15 protein-coding genes are annotated in these 20,706 nt (G+C 67.1%); 6 read left to right on the forward strand and 9 right to left on the reverse strand.

Annotated elements, in window-relative coordinates; genetic code table 11:
- Positions 1-35: 35 nt before the first annotated feature.
- Positions 36-1,226, forward strand: a complete 1,191-nt coding sequence (locus tag A9G05_RS00535; RefSeq protein ID WP_069559119.1) for an EAL domain-containing protein — start codon at positions 36-38, stop codon at positions 1,224-1,226.
- Here the strand turns inward: A9G05_RS00535 and A9G05_RS00540 are convergent.
- Positions 1,220-4,852, reverse strand: coding sequence for a transporter substrate-binding domain-containing protein (locus A9G05_RS00540; protein ID WP_256548205.1), 3,633 nt, complete (start codon positions 4,850-4,852; stop codon positions 1,220-1,222). The genes A9G05_RS00535 and A9G05_RS00540 overlap by 7 nt on opposite strands.
- Positions 4,853-5,304: 452 nt before the next feature.
- Here A9G05_RS00540 and A9G05_RS00545 point away from each other — a divergent pair, with 452 nt between their 5' ends.
- On the forward strand, positions 5,305-5,937 hold the full coding sequence (locus A9G05_RS00545; protein WP_069559120.1) for a response regulator transcription factor: 633 nt from the start codon (positions 5,305-5,307) through the stop codon (positions 5,935-5,937).
- 40 nt (positions 5,938-5,977) lie between these two features.
- Here A9G05_RS00545 and A9G05_RS00550 read toward each other — a convergent pair whose 3' ends face one another.
- The 4 genes from A9G05_RS00550 to choX all read right to left on the reverse strand — a co-directional run bounded on the left by A9G05_RS00550 (position 5,978) and on the right by choX (position 9,433).
- Complete coding sequence (locus A9G05_RS00550; protein ID WP_069559121.1) at positions 5,978-6,457, reverse strand: thioesterase family protein; 480 nt, start codon at positions 6,455-6,457, stop codon at positions 5,978-5,980.
- A gap of 34 nt (positions 6,458-6,491) precedes the next feature.
- On the reverse strand, positions 6,492-7,457 hold the full coding sequence (locus A9G05_RS00555; RefSeq protein WP_069559122.1) for an L-carnitine dehydrogenase: 966 nt from the start codon (positions 7,455-7,457) through the stop codon (positions 6,492-6,494).
- A gap of 80 nt (positions 7,458-7,537) precedes the next feature.
- Positions 7,538-8,425 carry a 3-keto-5-aminohexanoate cleavage protein gene (locus A9G05_RS00560; RefSeq protein WP_069559123.1) on the reverse strand — a complete coding sequence of 296 codons (888 nt, stop codon included), beginning with the start codon at positions 8,423-8,425 and terminating at the stop codon, positions 7,538-7,540.
- Between the two features lie 72 nt (positions 8,426-8,497).
- Complete coding sequence (choX, locus tag A9G05_RS00565) at positions 8,498-9,433, reverse strand: choline ABC transporter substrate-binding protein (protein WP_069559124.1); 936 nt, start codon at positions 9,431-9,433, stop codon at positions 8,498-8,500.
- Between the two features lie 255 nt (positions 9,434-9,688).
- On the opposite strand from choX, the gene A9G05_RS00570 reads away from it, so the two are divergent.
- Positions 9,689-10,645 carry a GlxA family transcriptional regulator gene (locus A9G05_RS00570; protein WP_069559125.1) on the forward strand — a complete coding sequence of 319 codons (957 nt, stop codon included), beginning with the start codon at positions 9,689-9,691 and terminating at the stop codon, positions 10,643-10,645.
- 695 nt (positions 10,646-11,340) lie between these two features.
- Here A9G05_RS00570 and A9G05_RS00575 read toward each other — a convergent pair.
- The 4 genes from A9G05_RS00575 to A9G05_RS00590 are packed head-to-tail and all read right to left on the reverse strand — an operon-like array spanning position 11,341 to position 16,464.
- On the reverse strand, positions 11,341-11,562 hold the full coding sequence (locus tag A9G05_RS00575) for a formate dehydrogenase subunit delta (protein WP_044409197.1): 222 nt from the start codon (positions 11,560-11,562) through the stop codon (positions 11,341-11,343).
- Complete coding sequence (gene fdhF, locus A9G05_RS00580) at positions 11,559-14,435, reverse strand: formate dehydrogenase subunit alpha (RefSeq protein ID WP_069559126.1); 2,877 nt, start codon at positions 14,433-14,435, stop codon at positions 11,559-11,561. Before fdhF ends, A9G05_RS00575 begins: the two co-directional genes overlap by 4 nt.
- Positions 14,432-15,988 carry an NADH-ubiquinone oxidoreductase-F iron-sulfur binding region domain-containing protein gene (locus tag A9G05_RS00585; protein ID WP_069559127.1) on the reverse strand — a complete coding sequence of 519 codons (1,557 nt, stop codon included), beginning with the start codon at positions 15,986-15,988 and terminating at the stop codon, positions 14,432-14,434. Before A9G05_RS00585 ends, fdhF begins: the two co-directional genes overlap by 4 nt.
- Positions 15,982-16,464 (reverse strand): formate dehydrogenase subunit gamma, encoded by a 483-nt coding sequence (locus A9G05_RS00590; RefSeq protein WP_069559128.1) that lies wholly within the window; start codon positions 16,462-16,464, stop codon positions 15,982-15,984. The genes A9G05_RS00585 and A9G05_RS00590 overlap by 7 nt, the downstream gene beginning before the upstream one ends.
- 455 nt (positions 16,465-16,919) lie before the next feature.
- Between A9G05_RS00590 and A9G05_RS00595 the strand changes: the two genes are divergently transcribed.
- The 3 genes from A9G05_RS00595 (at position 16,920) to dgcA (ending at position 20,643) form a co-directional block, all read left to right on the forward strand.
- Positions 16,920-17,897: a dipeptidase gene (locus A9G05_RS00595; protein ID WP_069559129.1), complete on the forward strand. Its 978-nt coding sequence runs from the start codon at positions 16,920-16,922 to the stop codon at positions 17,895-17,897.
- A gap of 139 nt (positions 17,898-18,036) precedes the next feature.
- Positions 18,037-18,567: a DUF5943 domain-containing protein gene (locus A9G05_RS00600; RefSeq protein WP_069559130.1), complete on the forward strand. Its 531-nt coding sequence runs from the start codon at positions 18,037-18,039 to the stop codon at positions 18,565-18,567.
- A 15-nt stretch (positions 18,568-18,582) separates the two neighbouring features.
- The gene (gene dgcA, locus A9G05_RS00605; protein ID WP_069559131.1) at positions 18,583-20,643 is read left to right on the forward strand and encodes a dimethylglycine demethylation protein DgcA; all 2,061 of its coding nucleotides are present in this window, start codon (positions 18,583-18,585) and stop codon (positions 20,641-20,643) included.
- Positions 20,644-20,706: the final 63 nt, after the last annotated feature.

Here is a 20,706-nt window from a genome sequence, read left to right on the forward strand (position 1 = left end):
ACGTGGCCGGACTTTTTACCAACCGAGCCCTTTCCATGAAGAACATCAGCATTCTGGTTCTGGAAGATGAGCCCTTCCAGCGCCTGATCGCCGTGACCGCCTTGCAGAAGCTGGGTATCCAGCGCATCCACCAGGCCGGCGATGGCGCCAGCGCCCTGAACGAGCTGCAGAGTTGCGGCGGCGTCGACGTCGTGCTGTGCGACCTGCGCATGGCCGGGATGGACGGCCTGGCCTTCCTCCGCCATGCCAGCCACTCCGGTGCCGTGCGCTCGGTGATTCTCAGCAGCGCCGTGGAAGCGCCCCTGCGCCAGGCCACCCAGTCGATGATCCGCACCCTCGGGCTCGAATGCCTGGGTGATCTGGGCAAACCCTTCGACATCGAACGGGCCGCGCAACTGCTGGCGCGCTACGAAGCCAACCAGACCCGCGGCCTCGGTGAGCCTGAGGTCATGGAACTGCCATCCCGCGACGAACTGCTGGAAGGCCTGGAGCTGGGCCAGTTCGAAGCCTGGTTCCAACCCAAGGTCGACCTGCGCAGCGGCAAGATGGTCGGCGCCGAGGCCCTGGCCCGCTGGCGCCATCCGCAGCACGGCGTACTGATGCCCGCCCAGTTCCTGCAGATGATGGAAGCCCATGGCCTGATCAACCGCATGTTCTGGCAGATCTTCCGGCAGGGCCTGGAGTTCCAGCGCATCCTCGCCAGCCAGGGCCGCATGCTCAACATCGCCTTCAACCTCCAGCCTGCACAGTTGAGCGACAACGACCTTCCCGAGCGTGTCCGCACGCACCTGGATGAGGCCGGCCTGTCCGCCGAGGGCGTCATCTTCGAGGTCACTGAAACCGGCCTGTTCAGCGCCCCGACCACCTGCCTGGAAAACCTCGTACGCCTGCGCATGATGGGCTGTGGCCTGTCGATGGACGACTTCGGCACCGGCTATTCCTCCCTCGACCGGCTCTGCGATCTGCCGTTCACCCAGGTGAAGCTGGATGCCAGCTTTGCCCGCAAGCTCACCAGCCAGCCCCGCAGCGGCGCGGTGATCAGCAGTGCCGTAGCGCTGGCCAAAGCCATGAACATCAGCCTGATCGTCGAAGGCATCGAAACCCGCCAGCAGCGCGAGCGCCTGCTGTCCCTGGGCTGCACCGAAGGCCAGGGCTTCCTGTTCTCCCGCCCGCTGGCCCGCCCGGACTTCGATCGCCTGATGAAGGAGCGCCCCACGCTTCATTGAAGCTCCGGCATCTGCTGGAGCAGGCCACGCTCCAGGGCTTCCAGGGCTCGCCGTACGGCCTCCACACCGGCCTCCAGGGCATCGGAACGCGGCCGCTCCACGACGCTGGCCCGCGACAGGTACTCACACGCCTCGATCACCCGAGTGGCCTTGATCACCCGCGCAGCGCCCTTGAGCCGGTGGGCCAACTCGAACAGGGCCGAAGCGTCATGCAGACGTACCTGTTCCTCAAGCGCGGCAAGGTCGCGCCGATTGGTATTCAGCAACTCCCGCAGCAGGCTCACCGCCAGGCCGGGGTCCCCGCCGGTCAGCGGCGCCAGGGGACTCAGGTCGAACAGCACCTCGGCCTCCCCCTCCGCTCCTTCGACCCGCGAGGGTGCGGGGCCGGGCGCACCGCCGAGCTTTTCCTCCAGCAAATCCAGCCCAATGGGCTTGACCAGGCAATCGTCCATACCGGCCTGGAGGCCGCGCTCCACCTCTTCCTGCTGAGCGTCGGCGGTCAGCCCGAGGATGAGGACCGGCACACGCCCTTGCTGGCGCTCGTCCTCGCGAATGGCACGGGCCAGGTCTGCGCCGCTCATGCGCGGCATATGGCAGTCGGTGGCGACGACATCGAAGGGCTGCTCGCGCCAGCGTGCCAGTGCGTCCACCCCATCCACCGCCTCCACCACCTCATGCCCCAGGTAGGCGAGTTGCTGGGCGAGGATCTGCCGGTTCACCGGGTGGTCGTCCACCACCAGCACCTTTAGCCGACGCCGGGCCTGGGCCTCCTCCTGGCGGGCGATCTCCATCAACGGAATCGGGTCAAGCCGCAGCAGGCGCAGCTCCACATCCACCCGGGTGCCGCGCCCGGGCGCGCTGTCCAAGGCCAGGCGGCCCCCCATCATTTCGCAGAGCGAGCGGCAGATGACCAGCCCCAGCCCTGCCCCTTCCATCGAGCCGGAGCTGCGTTGCACCTGCTCGAAGGGCTGGAACAGGCGAGCCTGGTCCGCCGGGTCGATACCGATGCCGGTGTCCGCCACGCTGAGGTAGACGTGCAACTGATCGGACTCGCCGTCCTCACCATGGATGCGCACGCTGACGCTGCCCTCGCGGGTGAACTTGATGGCATTGCTGACCAGGTTGGACAGCACCTGCTTGAAACGCATGCCGTCCACCAGCACATCGCCCTGGATGCCCGCGTCGATATCCAGGTTCAACACCAGCCCCTTCTGCCGCGCCAAGCCGTCGAACACCCGCGCCACCGACTCCACCAGCTCCCGCAGGTTGGCCCGACGTGGCGACAGGCTGAGCCGGCCGGACTCGATGCGAGCAATGTCGAGAATGTCGCCGATCAGCTCCAGCAGCCCCTTCGCCGAGTTGTAGGCCACCTCGATGCTGGACGGGTCAATGGGGCGATCCGCCGCGCGCTTGAGCGCCAGCTCGAGGATGCCGATCACCGCGTTCATCGGCGTGCGGATCTCGTGGCTCATGGTGGCGAGGAAAGTGGTCTTGGCGCGGCTGGCCGCATCGGCCATGTTTTTCGCCGCCTCCAGCTCCAGCACCAGGTTGTGGTGCTCGGTGAAGTCCAGCCACCCGCAGATCACCCCACGGGTGACCCCGGCGGAGTCCTGGAAGGGCTGTATCCAGTGCTCGATCCACAGGGTGCGCCCGCCCAGAGACAGCTCATGCACCGAGCGCTGCAATTGCCCTTCGGCCACCGCCTTCAATTGCCGCTGGTGGAATTCGGCAGCATCCGGGAAGTCCACCGACAGCTCGGTCACCGTCAGGCCGATAACCTCTTCGCGCTCCAGCCCCAAGGTCTGCAGGTAGCTGCGGTTGCACGACAGCAGGCGCCCCTCGGTGTCACGCACGTAGACCGGCGGCGGCATGCTGTCGATCAGCGTCTCGATGAAGCGCAGCTCATCCTGCAACTGGCGCTCGGCGAGTTGGCGCCGACGCACCTGGCGCCGCAGGTGCAGCACCCAGGCCAACACCAGTAGCAGCAGCACCGCCGCCCCGATGACGATGCGCTGGATGAGCACACCGTACTCGCGCCAGGTCTGCGGGCTCATGCCCGGCGTCCCGCGCCAGCGGTCGGCGGTGGCAGCCAACTCGTCGGGCGACAGCTCCGCCAGTGCGCGGTCGAGGATGGCCTGCAGTTCCGTGTCGCCTCGACGCACCGCGAGATTGGACGTGGCCGGCCCCACCGGTGCCACCTGTGCGATGGCCAGGCGGTTCTGGAACATCATCACCAGGTAGTAACGGGCCACCGGCAGCCCCACCAGGGCTGCATCGGCGCGGCCAGTGTCGACACTGTGCAAGGCATCCAGGGTCGAACCGGGCTCCACCAGCTCTGCCTTCGGGAAGGCACGGCGCATCGCCTCCCGCGCCACATGGCCGCGCCCCAGGGCGAGCACCCGCCCGGACAGGTCCCCAACCGGCTCGCCGAGCCCATCAGCCTGGGCACGAGTAACCAGTACGAACGGGCTGCTGGTGATCGGCCGCGTGAAACGCAGCACGCTCTCTCGCTCAGGCCCTTTGGTGAGGATTCCGATATCGGCCTCACCTTCCGCCAAGGCTTTGATCTGCCCGGCATAGCCGCCAGTGCGGCTGACGGCCTCGAAGCGCAACCCGGTGCGCAGCCGCACCAGGTCCAGCAGATCGGCGACGATGCCCCGGAACTGCCCGTTGCCGTCGAAGAACGCCAAAGGCGCCAGATCGTCGTCCACGGCAACACGCACCACCGGATGACGCTGCACCCAGCGCGCCTCCTCGGAAGTGAGCACCATGCGCTCGGCGGCCGGCATCACACCGTTACCCACCCAGCGCTGGGCGATCTCGTCCAGGCGCGACCGACCGATCGCACGCAGCGCCCCGTCAATCCCACGCAGCAGTTGCGGATCGGACTGGCGCACCACGAAAGCCAGCTCGCCGCCCGGCCAGTCCACATAACGCTCGAAGCGCACCGTGCCATAGAAGGCACGGTTCAGCAGGTAATAGACCGGCACCACATCGGCCAGCAACAGGTCCGCCTGACCGAAGGCCGCATCGGCGACGCCCTGCTCCACCGTATCGACCGGCAGTGCCCGGGCCGCAGGGAACAACGCCACGGCATCGCCATGCTCCGGCGTGTAGGCCAGCTTCATACCCTTGAGATCGTCAGGCAGCTCACGGTGGTCATTGCCGCGGCGGAACAACGCCAGCCGGCTGAAACCGTAGGCCAGACTGCGGACCTGGCCCGGCACGGGCTCGCTGTGCCCATCGGCCCCGAAGAAGTCGATGTCCCCGGCCTGCAGCGCCGTCACCAGAGCTTGCCGGTCGGGGTAGGCACGCAGACGGATCTGCAGACCGAGCATCTGCCCCAGCAGCGTTGCCGCGTCGGGCGTCATGCCCTGGTAGACGCCATGTGCCTGAACGATCTCCAGCGGCGGCGCCCCCTTTGCCAGCACGCCCATGACCAACTCCCGCCGCTGGCGCAACCAGTGCCAGTCGGATTCGGAAATTTCCAAATCCTGCTGATCCACCACCACCTGGCTGGACAGCGAAAGGGCGTGCCCCTCATCGGCCAGAACGGCGCCGCCGAATGACGGGCACAGCAAAAACAGGCACAGGAGCAGCGTGCGGAGAGCGAAAATACGGGACACAAACCCACCTGCTGGGAAAAGAGGTGTCGGGGAAACCTTAGTTCAAGAGCAGACAGGCGACCCTTAGGCGCCTTGTATAAAGGCAGAACCTACACGATATGTAGGAAACTTCCCAAAAGACCAATCCTGCCGCGCACGGCAAATATAATCCGCGCTCCACGTGCTTAGCCAAACTTTTTAAGCTACTTCATCAGACCGATGAAATAGGTCGTACAAGTTAGCCGGGCAGAAATACGAAGTATTCGGAATAGTCCGAAAGACAACGGGCAACATTCTTAGAAGAATCACCTGATGCCAACTTGACCGAAATCGCGCAGGGGTCCTGAAATCCCCATCGCTCACGGTCAGGAAGGCCAACAAACGACCCTTTAACACACCTAAACGGCAAGTTCCTGAAAGCTTCCGTGCGCCTTCCTATTGAATAGGGAAACTTGAGCAGGAGAACCAACCAGATGAGCAAGATTCTGCTGATCGACAACCAGCCCATGATTCGCTTCGCGACCCGCGTACTGCTGGAGCGCGAAGGTTATGAAATCGTCGGAGAAACCGAAAACGGCGTGGAAGGCCTCAGCATGGCGCGCTCCCTGCGCCCTGACCTGGTCATTCTCGACATCGCCATTCCCAAGCTCGATGGCCTGGAGGTGCTGGGGCGCCTCAGCGCGATGGACGTGAACCTCAAGCTGCTGGTGCTCACCTCGCTGCCGGCCGCGCTGTATGCCAATCGCTGCCTGCAGGCCGGTGCCACCGGTTACCTCTCCAAGCAGGAGCAGGCCGTGAGCCTGATCTCCGCCACCCGCTCGGTGCTCTCCGGCTACAGCCTGTTCCCCAGCACCGTGCACCTGCCTGCCGGCGCCCAGGAAGGCGGCAGCCCGAACGACAGCCAGTTGCTGGACAGCCTCTCCGACCGTGAGCTGGCCGTGCTACAGAACCTGGCCAACGGCAAAAACAACAAGGAAATCGCCGAACAACTGTTCATCAGCCACAAGACGGTCAGCACCTACAAGTCCCGCCTCATGGACAAGCTGAAGACCCGCAACCTGGTGGACCTCATCGACTTCGCCCGCCGCTACGCCTTGCCGACCTGATCCCGCGCCGAGCCCCGGCACATACGCCGGGGCGCCGCCTTCAACGAGGCGGCGGCAAACCGATCACCCGCCCCACATACGCCGGCAGCGGACACGCCCGGTGCCCCTCGAACAACGCCCCCACCCGTTCCGCCACCCTGGGCGCATACGCGCAGGAGCGCGCCGTGGCTGCGTCCACGTTCATCAGCATCTGCTCGCTGGCTGCGAGCATCACCGGCTCGCCTGGCCGGTGGAGGCTGTGGTGGATGTGCAGACGCTTGGCATCCACGCCCAGCACCTGGGTGTGCACCTCCACCGCTTCATCCCGCTTCACTTCCGCCAGGAAGTTCAGGTGGCACTCCAGCGTGTACAGCGTGTGGCCTGTCTCGGCGCGCCCGCCCTCGTCGAGGCCGATCACCTCCATCAGCGCATCGGTGGCGTAGCTGAACACCAACAGGTAGAACGCATCGCGCAGGTGGCCGTTGTAGTCCACCCACTCGGCGGGAATGCGTGTGCGGTAGGTCACCAGGGGGCTGCTCATGTCCGGGCTCCACTCCATCGAAAGACCATGCCGGCTACTCCGCGAAGGCGAAGCCATGGCGGGCCTTGGTGTCCTTGATCGCCGCCAGCACCGCCAGCAGGCAGTCATCCCGGTAGCGTTCCAGCTCGGCGATGCTGCGCTCGCCCTGCTGCACAGCCGTGCCCTCCACCACCCGGTCGATCAGCGTCTCGGTCAGCTCCGGCGCCGGCAGGTAGGTCCAGGGCAACTGCAGGGCCGGCCCGAACTGCGCCATGAAGTGGCGCATCCCCGCATTGCCACCGGCCAGGGTGTAGGTGAGGAAGGTCCCCATGAAGGACCAGCGCAACCCCGCACCGAAGCGGATCGCATCGTCGATCTCCCCGGTGCTGGCCACGCCGTCATTCACCAGGTGCAGCGCCTCACGCCACAGCGCCTCCAGCAGGCGGTCGGCGATGAAGCCAGGCACCTCCTTGCGCACATGCAGCGGGCGCATGCCCAAAGCGGTATAGACCTCGATGGCCGCCTGCACCGCCTCCGGCGCCGCCTTCTCCCCGCCCACCACCTCCACCAGTGGCAGCAGGTAGACCGGGTTGAACGGGTGCCCCACCACACAGCGCTCCGGGTGCTGCGCGTCAGCGTAGAACTCGCTGGGCAGCAGCCCCGAGGTGCTGGAACCGATGATCACGTCCGGGCGCGCCGCCGCGCTGATTTGCGCATGCAGTGCCAGCTTCAGCTCCAGGCTCTCGGGGGCGCTCTCCTGGATGAAATCGGCGTCCCGCACGCACTCTTCGACGGTGTCGACGAAGCGCAGGCGCGCCTGGGACGCACCCGGCGCCAGCCCCTGCTTCTCCAGGGCCGGCCAGGCATTAGCGATGCGCGCCCGCAGCGCGGCCTCGGCACCCGGCGCCGGGTCCCAGACGACGACGTCCAGCCCGTGGGCCAGGGCGCGGGCGACCCAGCCGCTGCCGATCACGCCGCTGCCAAGGGCGGCGAAGGTTCTGATGTGAGTGGTGAAGGCCATGGTGGCTCCTGATCCTGTGTCGATTGACGGTGCGTCCCCGGGCTGAAGCCCGGGCTATGGCATGTATGTGAGAGGGCTGCTCAGCCGCGACGCTTGAGCTTCATCTTCTCGCGGCCCTCGGCCGGGCTCAGCGCACGGCCACCCAGGCGTTCGATGATCTCGATGGCCCGCTCCACCAGTTGGCCATTGCTGGCGTGCACGCCCCGGTCCAGCCAGATGTTGTCCTCCAGGCCGACCCGCACGTTGCCGCCCAGCAGCATCGCCTGGGCCACCATCGGCATCTGCATACGGCCGATGCCGAAGCCAGCCCAGATCAGGCCGGGCGGCAGGTTGTCGGCCATGGCCTTCATGGTCGTGGTGTCCGCCGGCGCCCCCCACGGAATCCCCAGGCAGATCTGGATCAGCGGGTCCTCCAGCAGCCCTTCCTTGAGCATCTGCTTGGCGAACCACAGGTGGCCGGTGTCGAAGATTTCCAGCTCGGCCTTCACCCCCAGCTCGGTGATGCGCCTGGCGCCCGCCCGCAACTGGGCCGGGGTGGACACGTAGATGAAGTCGCCATCGCCGAAGTTCAGCGTCCCGCAGTCCAGGGTGCAGATCTCCGGCAGCAGTGCCTCCACATGGGCCAGGCGCTCCAGCGGCCCCACCAGGTCGGTGCCGGCGCCGAACTCCAGCGGCTGCTCGCCCTTGCCGATCTCCAGGTCCCCGCCCATGCCGGCGGTGAGGTTGATGATCACGTCGGTGTCGCTCTCGCGGATGCGCTCCACCACCTCGCGGTACAGCGCCACATCGCGGCTCGGCTTGCCGGTACGCGGGTCGCGCACATGGCAGTGGGCGACGGTGGCGCCGGCCTTGGCGGCCTCGATGGCGGCGGCGGCGATCTCCTTCGGGGTAACGGGAATGGCCGGGTGCTTGCCGACGGTATCGCCGGCGCCGGTGACGGCGCAGGTGACGATGACTTCATGGTTCACGGTGGGTTCATCCTTCTGCGAGGCGATCGGAAACCGTGCGCGGGCGAACCCGCGCACCGGGGTTGAACGGCATTACTTCAGGGAGGCGACGGCCTGGTCGCTGCTGCGGCCATCGAAGGTGGTCACGCCCTCCAGCCAGCCCTTGACCACCGCCGGGTTGGCCTTGAGCCACTCGCGGGCGACCTTGCCCGGCTCCTGGCGCTCCATGATCGGCTGCATCAGCTGCGCCTCCTGGTCGCTGGTGAAGCGCAGGCTGGTGACCAGCCGGTTGGCATTGGGGCAACGCTGGGCGAAGTCCGGCGCGGTCACGGTGGAGACGGTGGCGGCACCGTCATTGGGACCGAACACGTCCTCGCTGCCGGTCAGGTAGGTCAGCGGCATCTGAATGTTCATCGGGTGCGGCTTCCAGCCGAAGAACACCACCGGCTTGTGGTTCTTCACCGCACGCTTCACCGCCGTCAGCATCGCCGCCTCGCTGGACTCCACCAGCTTGAAGCCGCCCAGGCCGAACTGGTTGCCATCGATCATCTTCTGGATCGCCAGGTTGGCGCCGGAACCGGACTCGATGCCGTAGATCTTGCCGCCGAGCTGGTCCTTGAAGCGGGCGATGTCGGCGAAAGTACGCAGCCCCTGCTCGGCGGTGTAGCTGGGTACCGCCAGCACCGCCACGGCATCGCCCAGGGACGGCTGGGCCGCCACCTTCACCGCGCCACTGTCGAGGAAGGGCTTGATGTTGTCGTCCATGATCGGCTTCCAGTAGCCGAGGAACACGTCCACCTGCTTCTTCTGGATACCCGCGAAGATGATCTGCTGCGACGCCTGGGTCTGGCGGGTCTGGTAGCCCAGGCTGCCCAGCAGCTCACTGGCGACGGCGGAGGTGGCGACCACATCGGTCCAGCCCACCACGCCCATGCGGATCTTCTGGCAACTGGCGTCGTCGGCGGCGAATGCAGCGGTGTGGGACAGGGCGAACAAACAGCAACCAGCGAATGCGGTAAGACGTTTCATCGATGCTCCCCTTGCGGCCATGCGGTTTTCTACTTGTTGTTAAGGAGGCCGGGGGCGACGGCTCCAGGCACGTTCGACCCACCCGACGACTCCATCCGTGCTCGGGCGCCACGTCAACCCGATGGACACAACTTACGCAGCGCCCGCCCCACCGATTCGAACCAGAACGACCACCTCCAGGACAGAAACGACCTCCCCCCTTGCACCCGCTGCTTAGCTGGCTTTTAAGTGCTCATCGCCTCGTGGAACCTGCCCATGACCCAGACCTTCAGCTTTCTGCTGCTGCCCGGCTTCTCGATGATGGGCCTGATGTCGGCGGTGGAGCCGCTGCGGGTGGCCAACCGCTTCTGCGGCGAGCTGTACCGCTGGCGCCTGCTCAGTGCCGACGGCGGCCCGGTGGCCGGCAGCAACGGCATGTCGCTCAACGTGGAGGGTGGCCTGGAGGCACCGGCCACCGGGGACTGCCTGCTGGTGGTGGCCGGCTTCGAGCCGCTGGCCACCTTCAGCCCGCGCCTGTCCCACTGGCTCAACCGCGCCGAGGCCGATGGCGTGCGCCTGGGCGGCATCGACACCGGCAGCTTCGTGCTGGCCGAGGCCGAGCTGTTCGAGCGCCAGCGCCTGACCCTGCACTGGGAGGCCATCGACGCCTTCCGCGAACGCTACCCATCACTGACCGTCACCCAGGAGCTGTTCGAGATCGACGGGCGCCGCATCACCAGCGCCGGCGGCACCGCCAGCCTCGACCTGATGCTCACGCTGATCGCCCGCCAGCACGGCGAAGCGCTGGCGCTGAAGGTGTCGGAACAGTTCGTGCTCGGCCGCATCCGCTCCCAGCAGGACCACCAGCGCATGCAGATCGCCAGCCGCTTCAACGTGCACAACCGCAAGTTGGTGCAGGTGATCGGCGAAATGGAGCGCCACAGCGAAACGCCGCTGTCGACCTCTACCCTGGCCGAGCGCATAGGCGTCACACCGCGCCAGTTGGAACGACTGTTCCGCCTGCATCTGAAGGACACGCCGACCCGTTTCTACCTGGGCCTGCGCCTGGAAAAGGCCCGGCAACTGCTGCGCCAGACCGACATGAGCGTGCTGGACGTGGCCCTGGCCTGCGGCTTCGAGTCCTCCAGCTACTTCTCCCGCTGCTACCGCCAGCGCTTCGACACCACCCCGAGCCACGACCGGCACGAACACCCGGACCCGCTGCAGCGATAAAGCGACACAGCCACACGCAGGATGGACTGAGCCGTGCGAAGCCCATCATGGCCAGGCACGGCTCGGATGCGATGCGGTTCGCCGAGCTCACCGCATCCTACGGGTTATGCACGCGCCCCCGCGCGGGGTGGATCGCACCCCACCGCCGGGCACCACGGGAACGCCCAGCTAGCTTTGGGCAGCCACGTAGGATGGGCTGAGCTGTGCGAAGCCCATCATGGCCAGGCACGGTTCGGGATCGATGCGGTTCGCCGAGCTCACCGCATCCTACGGGTTGTGCACGCGCCCCCGCGCGGGGTGGATCGCGCTCCACCGATCCACCATCGGACGCCACGGGAACGCCCGACGCTGGCCAGCCTCGTAGGATGGGCTGAGCTGTGCGAAGCCCATCATCGCCAGGCACGATTCGGGATCGATGCGGTTCGCCGAGCTCACCGCATCCTACGGGTTGTGCATGCAGCACTGCGGGTGGACCGCGCCCCACCAATCCACCGTCGAGCGACACGGCAACGCCCGGCGTTGGGCAGCCTCGTAGGATGGGCTGGGCTGTGCGAAGCCCATCATGGCCAGGCACGGCTCGGATGCGATGCGGTTCGCCGAGCTCACCGCATCCTACGGGTTGTGCATGCGGCACCGCGTAGGGTGGATCGCGCTCCACCGATCCACCGGAACGCCCGATGGCGTGGAGCAAGACGCTAGACCGCCCGCCCCTGCTCGGCCAGGGCGGCCTGCACCAGGGGGTGGAGGTTCTCGCCCTGGCGCTCCACCTGCCAGGCCATGAGCTCGATGCGCATGGCCGGGGTCCAGAAGTTCTGCAGGTGCTGCTGGACGCCCTTCACCGCTGCCTCCGGGTCCGGCTCGCTGCTGAAGAACTGGGCGATCTGGTTGGCCATCTTGATCAGGTTGTCTGTGCTCATCGGCGTGCCTCGACTCTCTCCGTCCTGCGGCGTTCCTTGAGCAAACGCCGCTGTTCGTCACTGAACGCCTGATAGCGTTTCTGCCATTCGGAAGGCTGGAACACCTTCGTCACTTCCACCGCCGTCACCTTGTATTCCGGGCAGTTGGTGGCCCAGTCGGAGTTGTCGGTGGTGATCACGTTGGCGCCCGACTCGGGGAAGTGGAAGGTGGTGTACACCACCCCCGGCGCCACCCGCTCGGTCACCCGGGCACGCAGCACGGTCTGCCCCGCACGGCTGCCCACGCCCACCCAGTCGCCCTCGGCGATGCCACGGCTCTCGGCGTCGCTGGGGTGGATCTCCAGGCGGTCCTCCTCGTGCCAGGCCACGTTGTCGGTACGCCGGGTCTGCGCGCCGACGTTGTACTGGCTGAGGATGCGCCCGGTGGTGAGCAACAGCGGGTAGCGGTTGTTCACCTTCTCCTCGGTGGGCACGTAGCCGGTCAGCATGAAGCGCCCCTTGCCACGCACGAAGGCGTCGATGTGCATGGTCGGCGTGCCGTCCGGCGCGGCGTCGTTGCACGGCCATTGCAGGCTGCCGTGACGCTCCAGCTCGGCGTAGCTGACGCGGCTGAAGGTCGGCGTGAGGCGGGCGATCTCGTCCATGATTTCCGACGGGTGCCGGTAGTCCATGCGGTAGCCCAGGGCATTGGCCAGGGCCACGGTGGCCTCCCAGTCGGCCTTGCCGCCCAGCGGCTCCATCACCTTGCGCACGCGAGAGATGCGGCGCTCGGCGTTGGTGAAGGTGCCGTCCTTCTCCAGGAAGGAGCTGCCGGGCAGGAACACGTGGGCGAACTTGGCGGTTTCGTTGAGGAAGATGTCCTGCACCACCACGCACTCCATGGCAGACAACGCAGCGGTCACGTGCTGGGTGTTGGGGTCGCTCTGGGCGATGTCCTCGCCCTGGCAGTACAGCCCCTTGAAGCTGCCGCCCAGGGCGGCCTCGAACATGTTGGGGATGCGCAGCCCCGGATCGGGCTGCAGGGTCACCCCCCAGGCCTGCTCGAACTGTGCCCGCACCGCCTCGTTGGAGACGTGGCGGTAGCCCGGCAGCTCATGGGGGAAGGAGCCCATGTCGCAGGAACCCTGCACGTTGTTCTGCCCGCGCAGCGGGTTCACCCCGACACCCTCGCGGCCGACGTTGCCGGTGGCCATGGCGAGGTTGGCGATGCCCATCACCGCCGTGCTGCCCTGGCTGTGCTCGGTCACGCCCAGCCCGTAGTAGATGGCCGCGTTGCCGCCGGTGGCGTAGAGCCGGGCCGCCGCGCGGATGGCCTCCGGGGCCACGCCGCAGACCGGGCCCAGGGCCTCGGGGGCATGTTCGGGACGGCTGACGAACGCGCTCCAGCGGGCGAAGTCGGCCGGCTCGCAGCGGGCGTCGACGAAGTCCTGCTGCACCAGCCCCTCGGTGACGATCACGTGGGCCAGGGCATTGAGCATGGCCACGTTGGTGCCCGGACGCAGCGCCAGGTGCAGCTCGGCGCGGGCATGGGGCGAGTCCACCAGATCGATGCGGCGCGGGTCGATGACGATCAGCCGCGCGCCCTCGCGCAAGCGGCGCTTGAGCTGGGAGCCGAACACCGGGTGGGCGTCGGTGGGGTTGGCACCGATCACCAGGATGACGTCGGCCTGCATCACCGAGTCGAAGCTCTGGGTGCCGGCGGACTCGCCCAGGGTCTGCTTCAGCCCGTAGCCGGTGGGCGAGTGGCAGACGCGGGCGCAGGTGTCCACGTTGTTGTTGCCGAAACCGGCGCGCACCAGCTTCTGCACCAGGTAGGTCTCCTCGTTGGTGCAGCGGCTGGAGGTGATACCACCGATGGCGTCGCGCCCGTACTGCAACTGCAGGCGGCGGAACTCGCCGGCGGCGTAGTTCACCGCCTCCTCCCAACTCACTTCCTGCCACGGGTCGGTGATGCGCTTGCGGATCATCGGCTTGGTGATGCGGTCCGGGTGGGTGGCGTAGCCCCAGGCGAAGCGGCCCTTGACGCAGGAGTGGCCGTGGTTGGCCTGGCCGTTCTTGTCCGGGACCATACGCACCAGCTCATTGCCCTTCATCTCCGCACGGAAGGAGCAGCCCACGCCGCAATAGGCGCAGGTGGTGATGACGCTGCGCTCCGGCTGGCCCATCTCCACCACGCTCTTCTCCATCAGCGTGGCGGTGGGGCAGGCCTGCACGCAGGCCCCGCAGGAGACGCATTCGGAGTCGAGGAAGTTCTCCCCGCCGGCCGCCGCCACGCGCGAATCGAAGCCGCGCCCGTCGATCGTCAGGGCGAAGGTGCCCTGCACCTCCTCGCAGGCCCGCACGCAGCGGTTGCAGACGATGCACTTGCTCGGGTCGTAGTCGAAATAGGGGTTGGAGGTGTCCTTCGCATCGCTCAGGTGATTGGCCCCGTCATAGCCGTAGCGCACCTCGCGCAGGCCCACCTGGCCGGCCACGGTCTGCAGCTCGCAGTTGCCGTTGGCGGAGCAGGTGAGGCAGTCCAGCGGGTGGTCGGAGATGTACAGCTCCATGACGTTGCGCCGCAGGCTGGCGAGCTTGGGCGTCTGGGTGCGCACCACCATGCCTTCGGTCACCGGCGTGGTGCAGGAGGCGGGGTAGCCGCGCATGCCGTCGATTTCCACCAGGCACATGCGGCAGGAGCCGAAGGCTTCCAGGCTGTCGGTGGCGCAGAGCTTGGGAATGGTGGTGCCGAGCAGCGCGGCGGCACGCATCACCGAGGTGCCGGCAGGCACGCTGATCGTGCGGCCGTCGATGCTCAGGCTGACCTGCACCTCGCTCTGGCGGGCGGGGGTGCCCAGGTCGGTGTCCTTGGCGGGGTCGAAGATCTGGATCATTGCTCAGCCTCCGTGGGCGGCAGCCCGAAGTCGGCGGGGAAGTGCCTGAGGGCGCTGGTGACCGGGAAGGCGGTCATCCCGCCGAGGGCACAGAGCGAGCCGTAGGTCAGGGTGTCGCAGAGGTCCTGCAGCAGCAGGGCCTGCTCCTCGCGGGCAGTGATGTCGGTGGCGGCGATCAGCCGGTCCACCACTTCCACGCCCCGGGTCGAGCCGATGCGGCAGGGCGTGCACTTGCCGCAGGACTCCTCGGCGCAGAACTGCAGGGCGAAGCGCGCCATCTGCGCCATGTCCAGGCTGTCGTCGGCCACCACCACACCACCGTGGCCGAGCATGGCGCCCATGGCGGCGAAGGCCTCGTAGTCCAGCGGGGTGTCGAACTGCGTGGGTGGCACCCAGGCCCCCAGGGGGCCGCCCACCTGGGCGGCCTTCACCGGCCGGCCACTGGCGCAGCCGCCGCCGTAGGTCTCGATCAGCTCCCGCAGGGTCAGGCCGAAGGCCCGCTCCACCAGGCCGCCATGACGGACGTTGCCGGCCAGCTGGAAGGGCATGGTGCCCAGGGAGCGGCCCATGCCGAAGTCACGGTAGAACGCCGCGCCCCGGGCCAGGATGAGCGGCACCGAGGTCAGGGTCAGCACGTTGTGCACCAGCGTCGGCTGGCCGAACAGGCCCTGCAGCGCCGGCAGCGGCGGCTTGGCGCGGACCACGCCGCGCTTGCCTTCCAGGGAATCCAGCAGCGCGGTTTCCTCGCCGCAGATGTAGGCTCCGGCACCGACCCGCACCTCCAGCTCGAAGGGCCGGCCGCTGCCGGCTACGTCGGCGCCGAGGTAGCCGGCATCACGGGCCAGCACGATGGCGCAGCGCAGGGCCTCCACCGCCTGGGGGTACTCGGAGCGCACGTAGATGTAGCCCTGGCTGGCACCGACGGCGAGGCCAGCAATGGCCATGCCCTCGATCAGCAGGAAGGGGTCGCCCTCCATCAGCATGCGGTCGGCGAAGGTGCCGGAGTCGCCCTCGTCGGCGTTGCACACCACGTACTTCTGCTCGGCGACGGCGCCACGCACCGTGCGCCACTTGATGCCAGCGGGGAAGGCAGCACCACCGCGCCCACGCAGGCCGGAATCCAGCACGGCAGTGACGATCTCGTCACCACTCAGCGCCACGGCACGGGCCAGGCCCTCGAAGCCGCCGTGGGCACGGTAGTCGTCCAGGGACAATGGCCGGGTGATGCCGGCGCGGGCGAAAAGCAGCCGCTGCTGGCTCTTCAGGTAGGGCAGTTCTTCCACCGCACCCAGGGCCAGGGGATGCTGGCCGTCACCGGCGAGGGCGTCGAGCAGGCCGGGCACGTCGGTTTCGCTCACCGGGCCGAAGCCCAGGCGGCCCTCGGCCCCCTCCAGTTCCACCAGCGGCTCCAGCCAGTAGAGGCCACGGGAACTGGTGCGGTGCACCTCCAGCGGCAGTTGCCGGCGCGCGGCCTCGGCCACCAGGGCGTCGGCCACGGCATCGGCGCCCACCGCGCGGGCGACGGAATCACAGGGGATGCACAGCCTCAGCATGAGCCGTCCTCCAGGCAACCCTGCACCAGCGCGTGCAGGCGTTCAGGGGTCAGCCGGGCGTGGACCTTGCCGTCCACCTCGACCGCCGGGGAGCAGGCGCAGGCGCCCAGGCAATAGACCGGGCGCAGGCTGACGCGGCCATCGGCGAGGGTGCCGTGGTCGTCCAGTTGCAGTTGCTCACGCAGTTGCGCCGCCAGGGCTTCGGCGCCCCGGCTCTGGCAGGACTCGGCGCGGCACAGGCGCACGGTGTGGCGCGCCGACGGGGCGGTGCGGAAGTCGTGGTAGAAGCTGATCACCCCATGGACCTCGGCCTGGCTGAGGTTGAGGGCGCGGGCGATCTCGGGGATGGCAAGGGCGGGAATGTAGCCGGCGCCCTGCTGGATGGCGTGCAGGATCGGCAGCAGGGCACCGGGGGTGTCCTTCTCCCGCGCCAGCACGCGCTGAATCAGAGGCAGGTGAAGCGTCTCATCAGGCATACAGCGTTCCTCGGCTCCGCAGGCCGGGCGCTGGGCGCCTGGGCCTGGAGGTTTCGGCTGCGGCAGCGCCGACCGCCACGGTACGCGGGCCGGTTGCCACCCTGTTGCCGGGACCGCGCGTCTGCGCGCACGGGTCCGGGGCATTACGCGAGCTTGCCATCCCTGCGCCTGGGAAATTGCACCTCAGCGACCCTGTGCATGCTGAAACCGACGCCGGGTGGTGTGCCGCCACCTTCTTATATAGATGCCCGGCGGCCCCATCGGTGGTTGCCGGACGCGCGGCCCGCCACGAGCCGCCGCGCCGCCGAGCCCTGCATGCCTATCCGCGACCGGCTTGACGCTTTCGGCAATACCCCGGTCGCTTTTGCACGATAGCGCCCAAAGCCCCGGGGATATGCTCCCTTCAAAGCGCCGGCAGAAGATTCGGCGCACCAAGAATCAAAGGGGACAGCCTGATGAGCCCAGCCGAACTGCACGCCGACAGCATCGTCATCGATGGCCTGATCATCGCCAAGTGGAACCGCGAACTCTTCGAAGACATGCGCAAGGGCGGCCTGACCGCTGCCAACTGCACCGTCTCCGTCTGGGAAGGCTTCCAGGCCACGGTGAACAACATCGTCGCCAGCAACAACCTGATCCGCGAGAACAGCGACCTGGTCATCCCGGTGCGCACCACCGCCGACATCCGCAAGGCCAAGGAACAGGGCAAGACCGGCATCCTCTACGGCTTCCAGAACGCCCATGCGTTCGAGGACCAGATCGGCTACGTGGAGGTGTTCAAGCAGCTCGGCGTGGGCATCGTGCAGCTGTGCTACAACACCCAGAACCTCGTGGGCACCGGCTGCTACGAGCGCGACGGCGGCCTCTCCGGCTTCGGTCGCGAGATAGTCGCCGAAATGAACCGCGTCGGCATCATGTGCGACCTCTCCCACGTCGGTTCCAAGACCTCCGAAGAGGTCATCCTCGAATCGAAGAAGCCCGTCTGCTACTCCCACTGTCTGCCTTCCGGCCTGAAGCAACACCCGCGCAACAAGTCCGATGAAGAGCTGAAGTTCATTGCCGACCACGGCGGTTTCGTCGGCGTGACCATGTTCGCGCCGTTCCTGGCCAAGGGCATCGATTCCACCATCGACGACTACGCCGAAGCCATCGAGTACGTGATGAACATCGTCGGCGAGGACGCCATCGGCATCGGCACCGACTTCACCCAGGGCCACGGCCAGGACTTCTTCGAGTACCTGACCCACGACAAGGGCTACGCCCGCCGCCTGACCAACTTCGGCAAGATCGTGAACCCCCTGGGCATCCGCACCGTGGGCGAGTTCCCCAACCTCACCGAGACCCTGCTGGGGCGCGGCCACAGCGAACGGGTGGTGCGCAAGATCATGGGCGAGAACTGGGTCAACGTCCTGCGCGACGTCTGGGGCGAATGACGCCGGACCGAACCGAACACGAACGTAGGGTGGATGACGCTCTTTTCATCCACCAGCCCACCGCGCGGTGGCTCATCTCTGCGGCGGATGACTGAAGCGCCATCCGCCCGATACCTGACCTGAATTCGGAGTTATCCACATGGCCAAACACGCCCCTGAACTGCCCATCGAAGTCGACAGCGAGACCGGCGTCTGGACCACCGACGCCCTGCCGATGCTCTATGTGCCGCGCCACTTCTTCGTCAACAACCACATGGGCATCGAGGCCGAACTGGGTCCTGCGCGCTACGCCGAGATCCTCTACAAGGCCGGCTACAAGTCCGCCTGGCACTGGTGCGAGAAGGAGGCCGAATGTCACGGCCTGGAAGGCGTGGCGGTGTTCGAGCACTACATGAAGCGCCTGTCCCAGCGCGGCTGGGGCCTGTTCCAGATCCAGGACATCGACCTCGACAAGGGCACCGCCAGCGTCAAGCTCAAGCACTCCGCCTTCGTCTACGTCTACGGCAAGGTCGGCCGCAAGGTGGACTACATGTTCACCGGCTGGTTCGCCGGCGCCATGGACCAGATCCTCGCCGCCCGTGGCAGCAGCCTTCGTACCGTCGCCGAGCAGGTCTACAGCGGCTCGGAAGAAGGCCACGACGACGGCCTGTTCATCGTCAAACCCCTGTAAGCCGGAGCACGCACCATGGCCTTCGAAGCAATGTTCCAGCCGATCCAGATCGGCAAGCTGACCATCCGCAACCGCGTGCTTTCCACCGCTCACGCCGAGGTGATCGCCACCGACGGCGGCATGACCACCGAGCGCTACGTGAAGTACTACGAGGAGAAGGCCAAAGGCGGCATCGGCCTGGCCATTTGCGGCGGCTCGTCGGTGGTGTCCACCGACAGCCCGCAGCAGTGGTGGAGTTCGGTGAACCTGTCCACCGACCGCATCATCCCGCACTTCCAGAACCTCGCCGACGCCATGCACAAGCACGGCGCCAAGATCATGATCCAGATAACCCACATGGGCCGGCGCTCGCGCTGGGACGGCTACAACTGGCCGACCCTGATGTCCCCGTCGGGCATCCGCGAACCCGTGCACCGCGCCACCTGCAAGACCATCGAGGTGGAAGAGATCTGGCGCGTCATCGGTGACTTCGCCCAGGCCGCGCGCCGCGCCAAGGCCGGCGGACTGGATGGCGTCGAGCTGTCCGCCGTGCACCAGCACATGATCGACCAGTTCTGGAGCCCGCGTGTCAACAAGCGCACCGATGAATGGGGCGGCACCTTCGAAGGCCGCATGAAGTTCGGCCTGGAAGTGCTCAAGGCCGTGCGCGAAGAAGTCGGCCCGGATTTCTGCGTCGGCATGCGCATCTCCGGTGACGAGTTCCACCCCGACGGCCTGTCCCACGAGGACATGAAGCAGATCGCCAAGTACTACAGCGACTCCGGGATGCTCGACTTCATCGGCGTGGTCGGCTCCGGCGCCGACACCCACAACACCCTGGCCAACGTCATCCCCAACATGAGCTTCCCGCCGGAGCCCTTCCTGCACCTGGCGGCCGGCATCAAGGAAGTGGTCAACGTCCCGGTGCTGCACGCGCAGAACATCAAGGACCCGAACCAGGCCACCCGCATCCTCGAAGGCGGCTACGTGGACATGGTCGGCATGACCCGCGCCCACATCGCCGACCCGCACCTGATCGCCAAGATCAAGATGGGCCAGGTGGACCAGATCAAGCAGTGCGTCGGCGCCAACTACTGCATCGACCGCCAGTACCAGGGCCTGGACGTGCTGTGCATCCAGAACGCCGCCACCACCCGCGAGTACATGGGTGTTCCGCACATCATCGAGAAGACCACCGGCAAGAAGCGCAAGGTGGTCATCGTCGGCGGCGGCCCCGCCGGCATGGAAGCGGCCCGCGTGGCGGCCGAGCGCGGCCACGACGTGACCCTGTTCGAGAAGAAGGACCAGCTCGGCGGCCAGATCACCCTCGCCGCCAAGGCCCCGCAGCGCGACCAGATCGCCGGCATCACCCGCTGGTACCAGCTGGAGATCGCCCGCCTCGGCGTCGACCTGCGCCTGGGCACCGCCGCCGATCCGGCCACCCTCCTCGACCTCAAGCCCGACATCGTGGTGCTGGCCAACGGCGGCCATCCGTTCATCGAGCAGAACGAGCACTGGGGTGCCGCCGAAGGGCTGGTGGTGAGCGCCTGGGACATCCTCGAAGGCAAGGTGGAGCCCGGCAAGAACGTGCTGGTCTACGACACCATCTGCGAGTTCGGCGGCATGTCCGCGGCGGACTACCTGTCCGAGAAGGGCGCCCAGGTGGAGATCGTCACCGACGACATCAAGCCCGGCGTCGCCATGGGTGGCACAACCTTCCCGACCTACTACCGCAGCCTGTACCCGAAGGAAGTGATCATGACCGGCGACCTGGTGCTGGAGAAGGTCTACCGCGAGGGCGACAAGGTGGTGGCCGTGCTGGAGAACGAGTACACCGGCGCCCGCGAAGAGCGCGTGGTGGACCAGATCGTCATCGAGAACGGCGTGCGCCCGGACGAGACGCTGTACTACGCACTCAAGCAAGGCTCACGCAACAAGGGCCAGATCGACGTCGACGCCCTGTTCGCCATCCAGCCGCAACCCTGCCTCAGCGAGCCCGGTGACGGCTACCTGCTGTTCCGCATCGGCGACTGCGGCGCCCCACGCAACGTGCACGCGGCGATCTACGACGCCCTGCGCCTGTGCAAGGACTTCTGACGCCGCCAGGTAGACGCGGGATGGGGTGAGCGACGCGAATCCCCTCCCGCGCATCCTCCCCGC

Source organism: Pseudomonas sp. ENNP23, from assembly GCF_001728945.1.
Classification (GTDB): Bacteria; Pseudomonadota; Gammaproteobacteria; order Pseudomonadales; family Pseudomonadaceae; genus Metapseudomonas; species Metapseudomonas otitidis.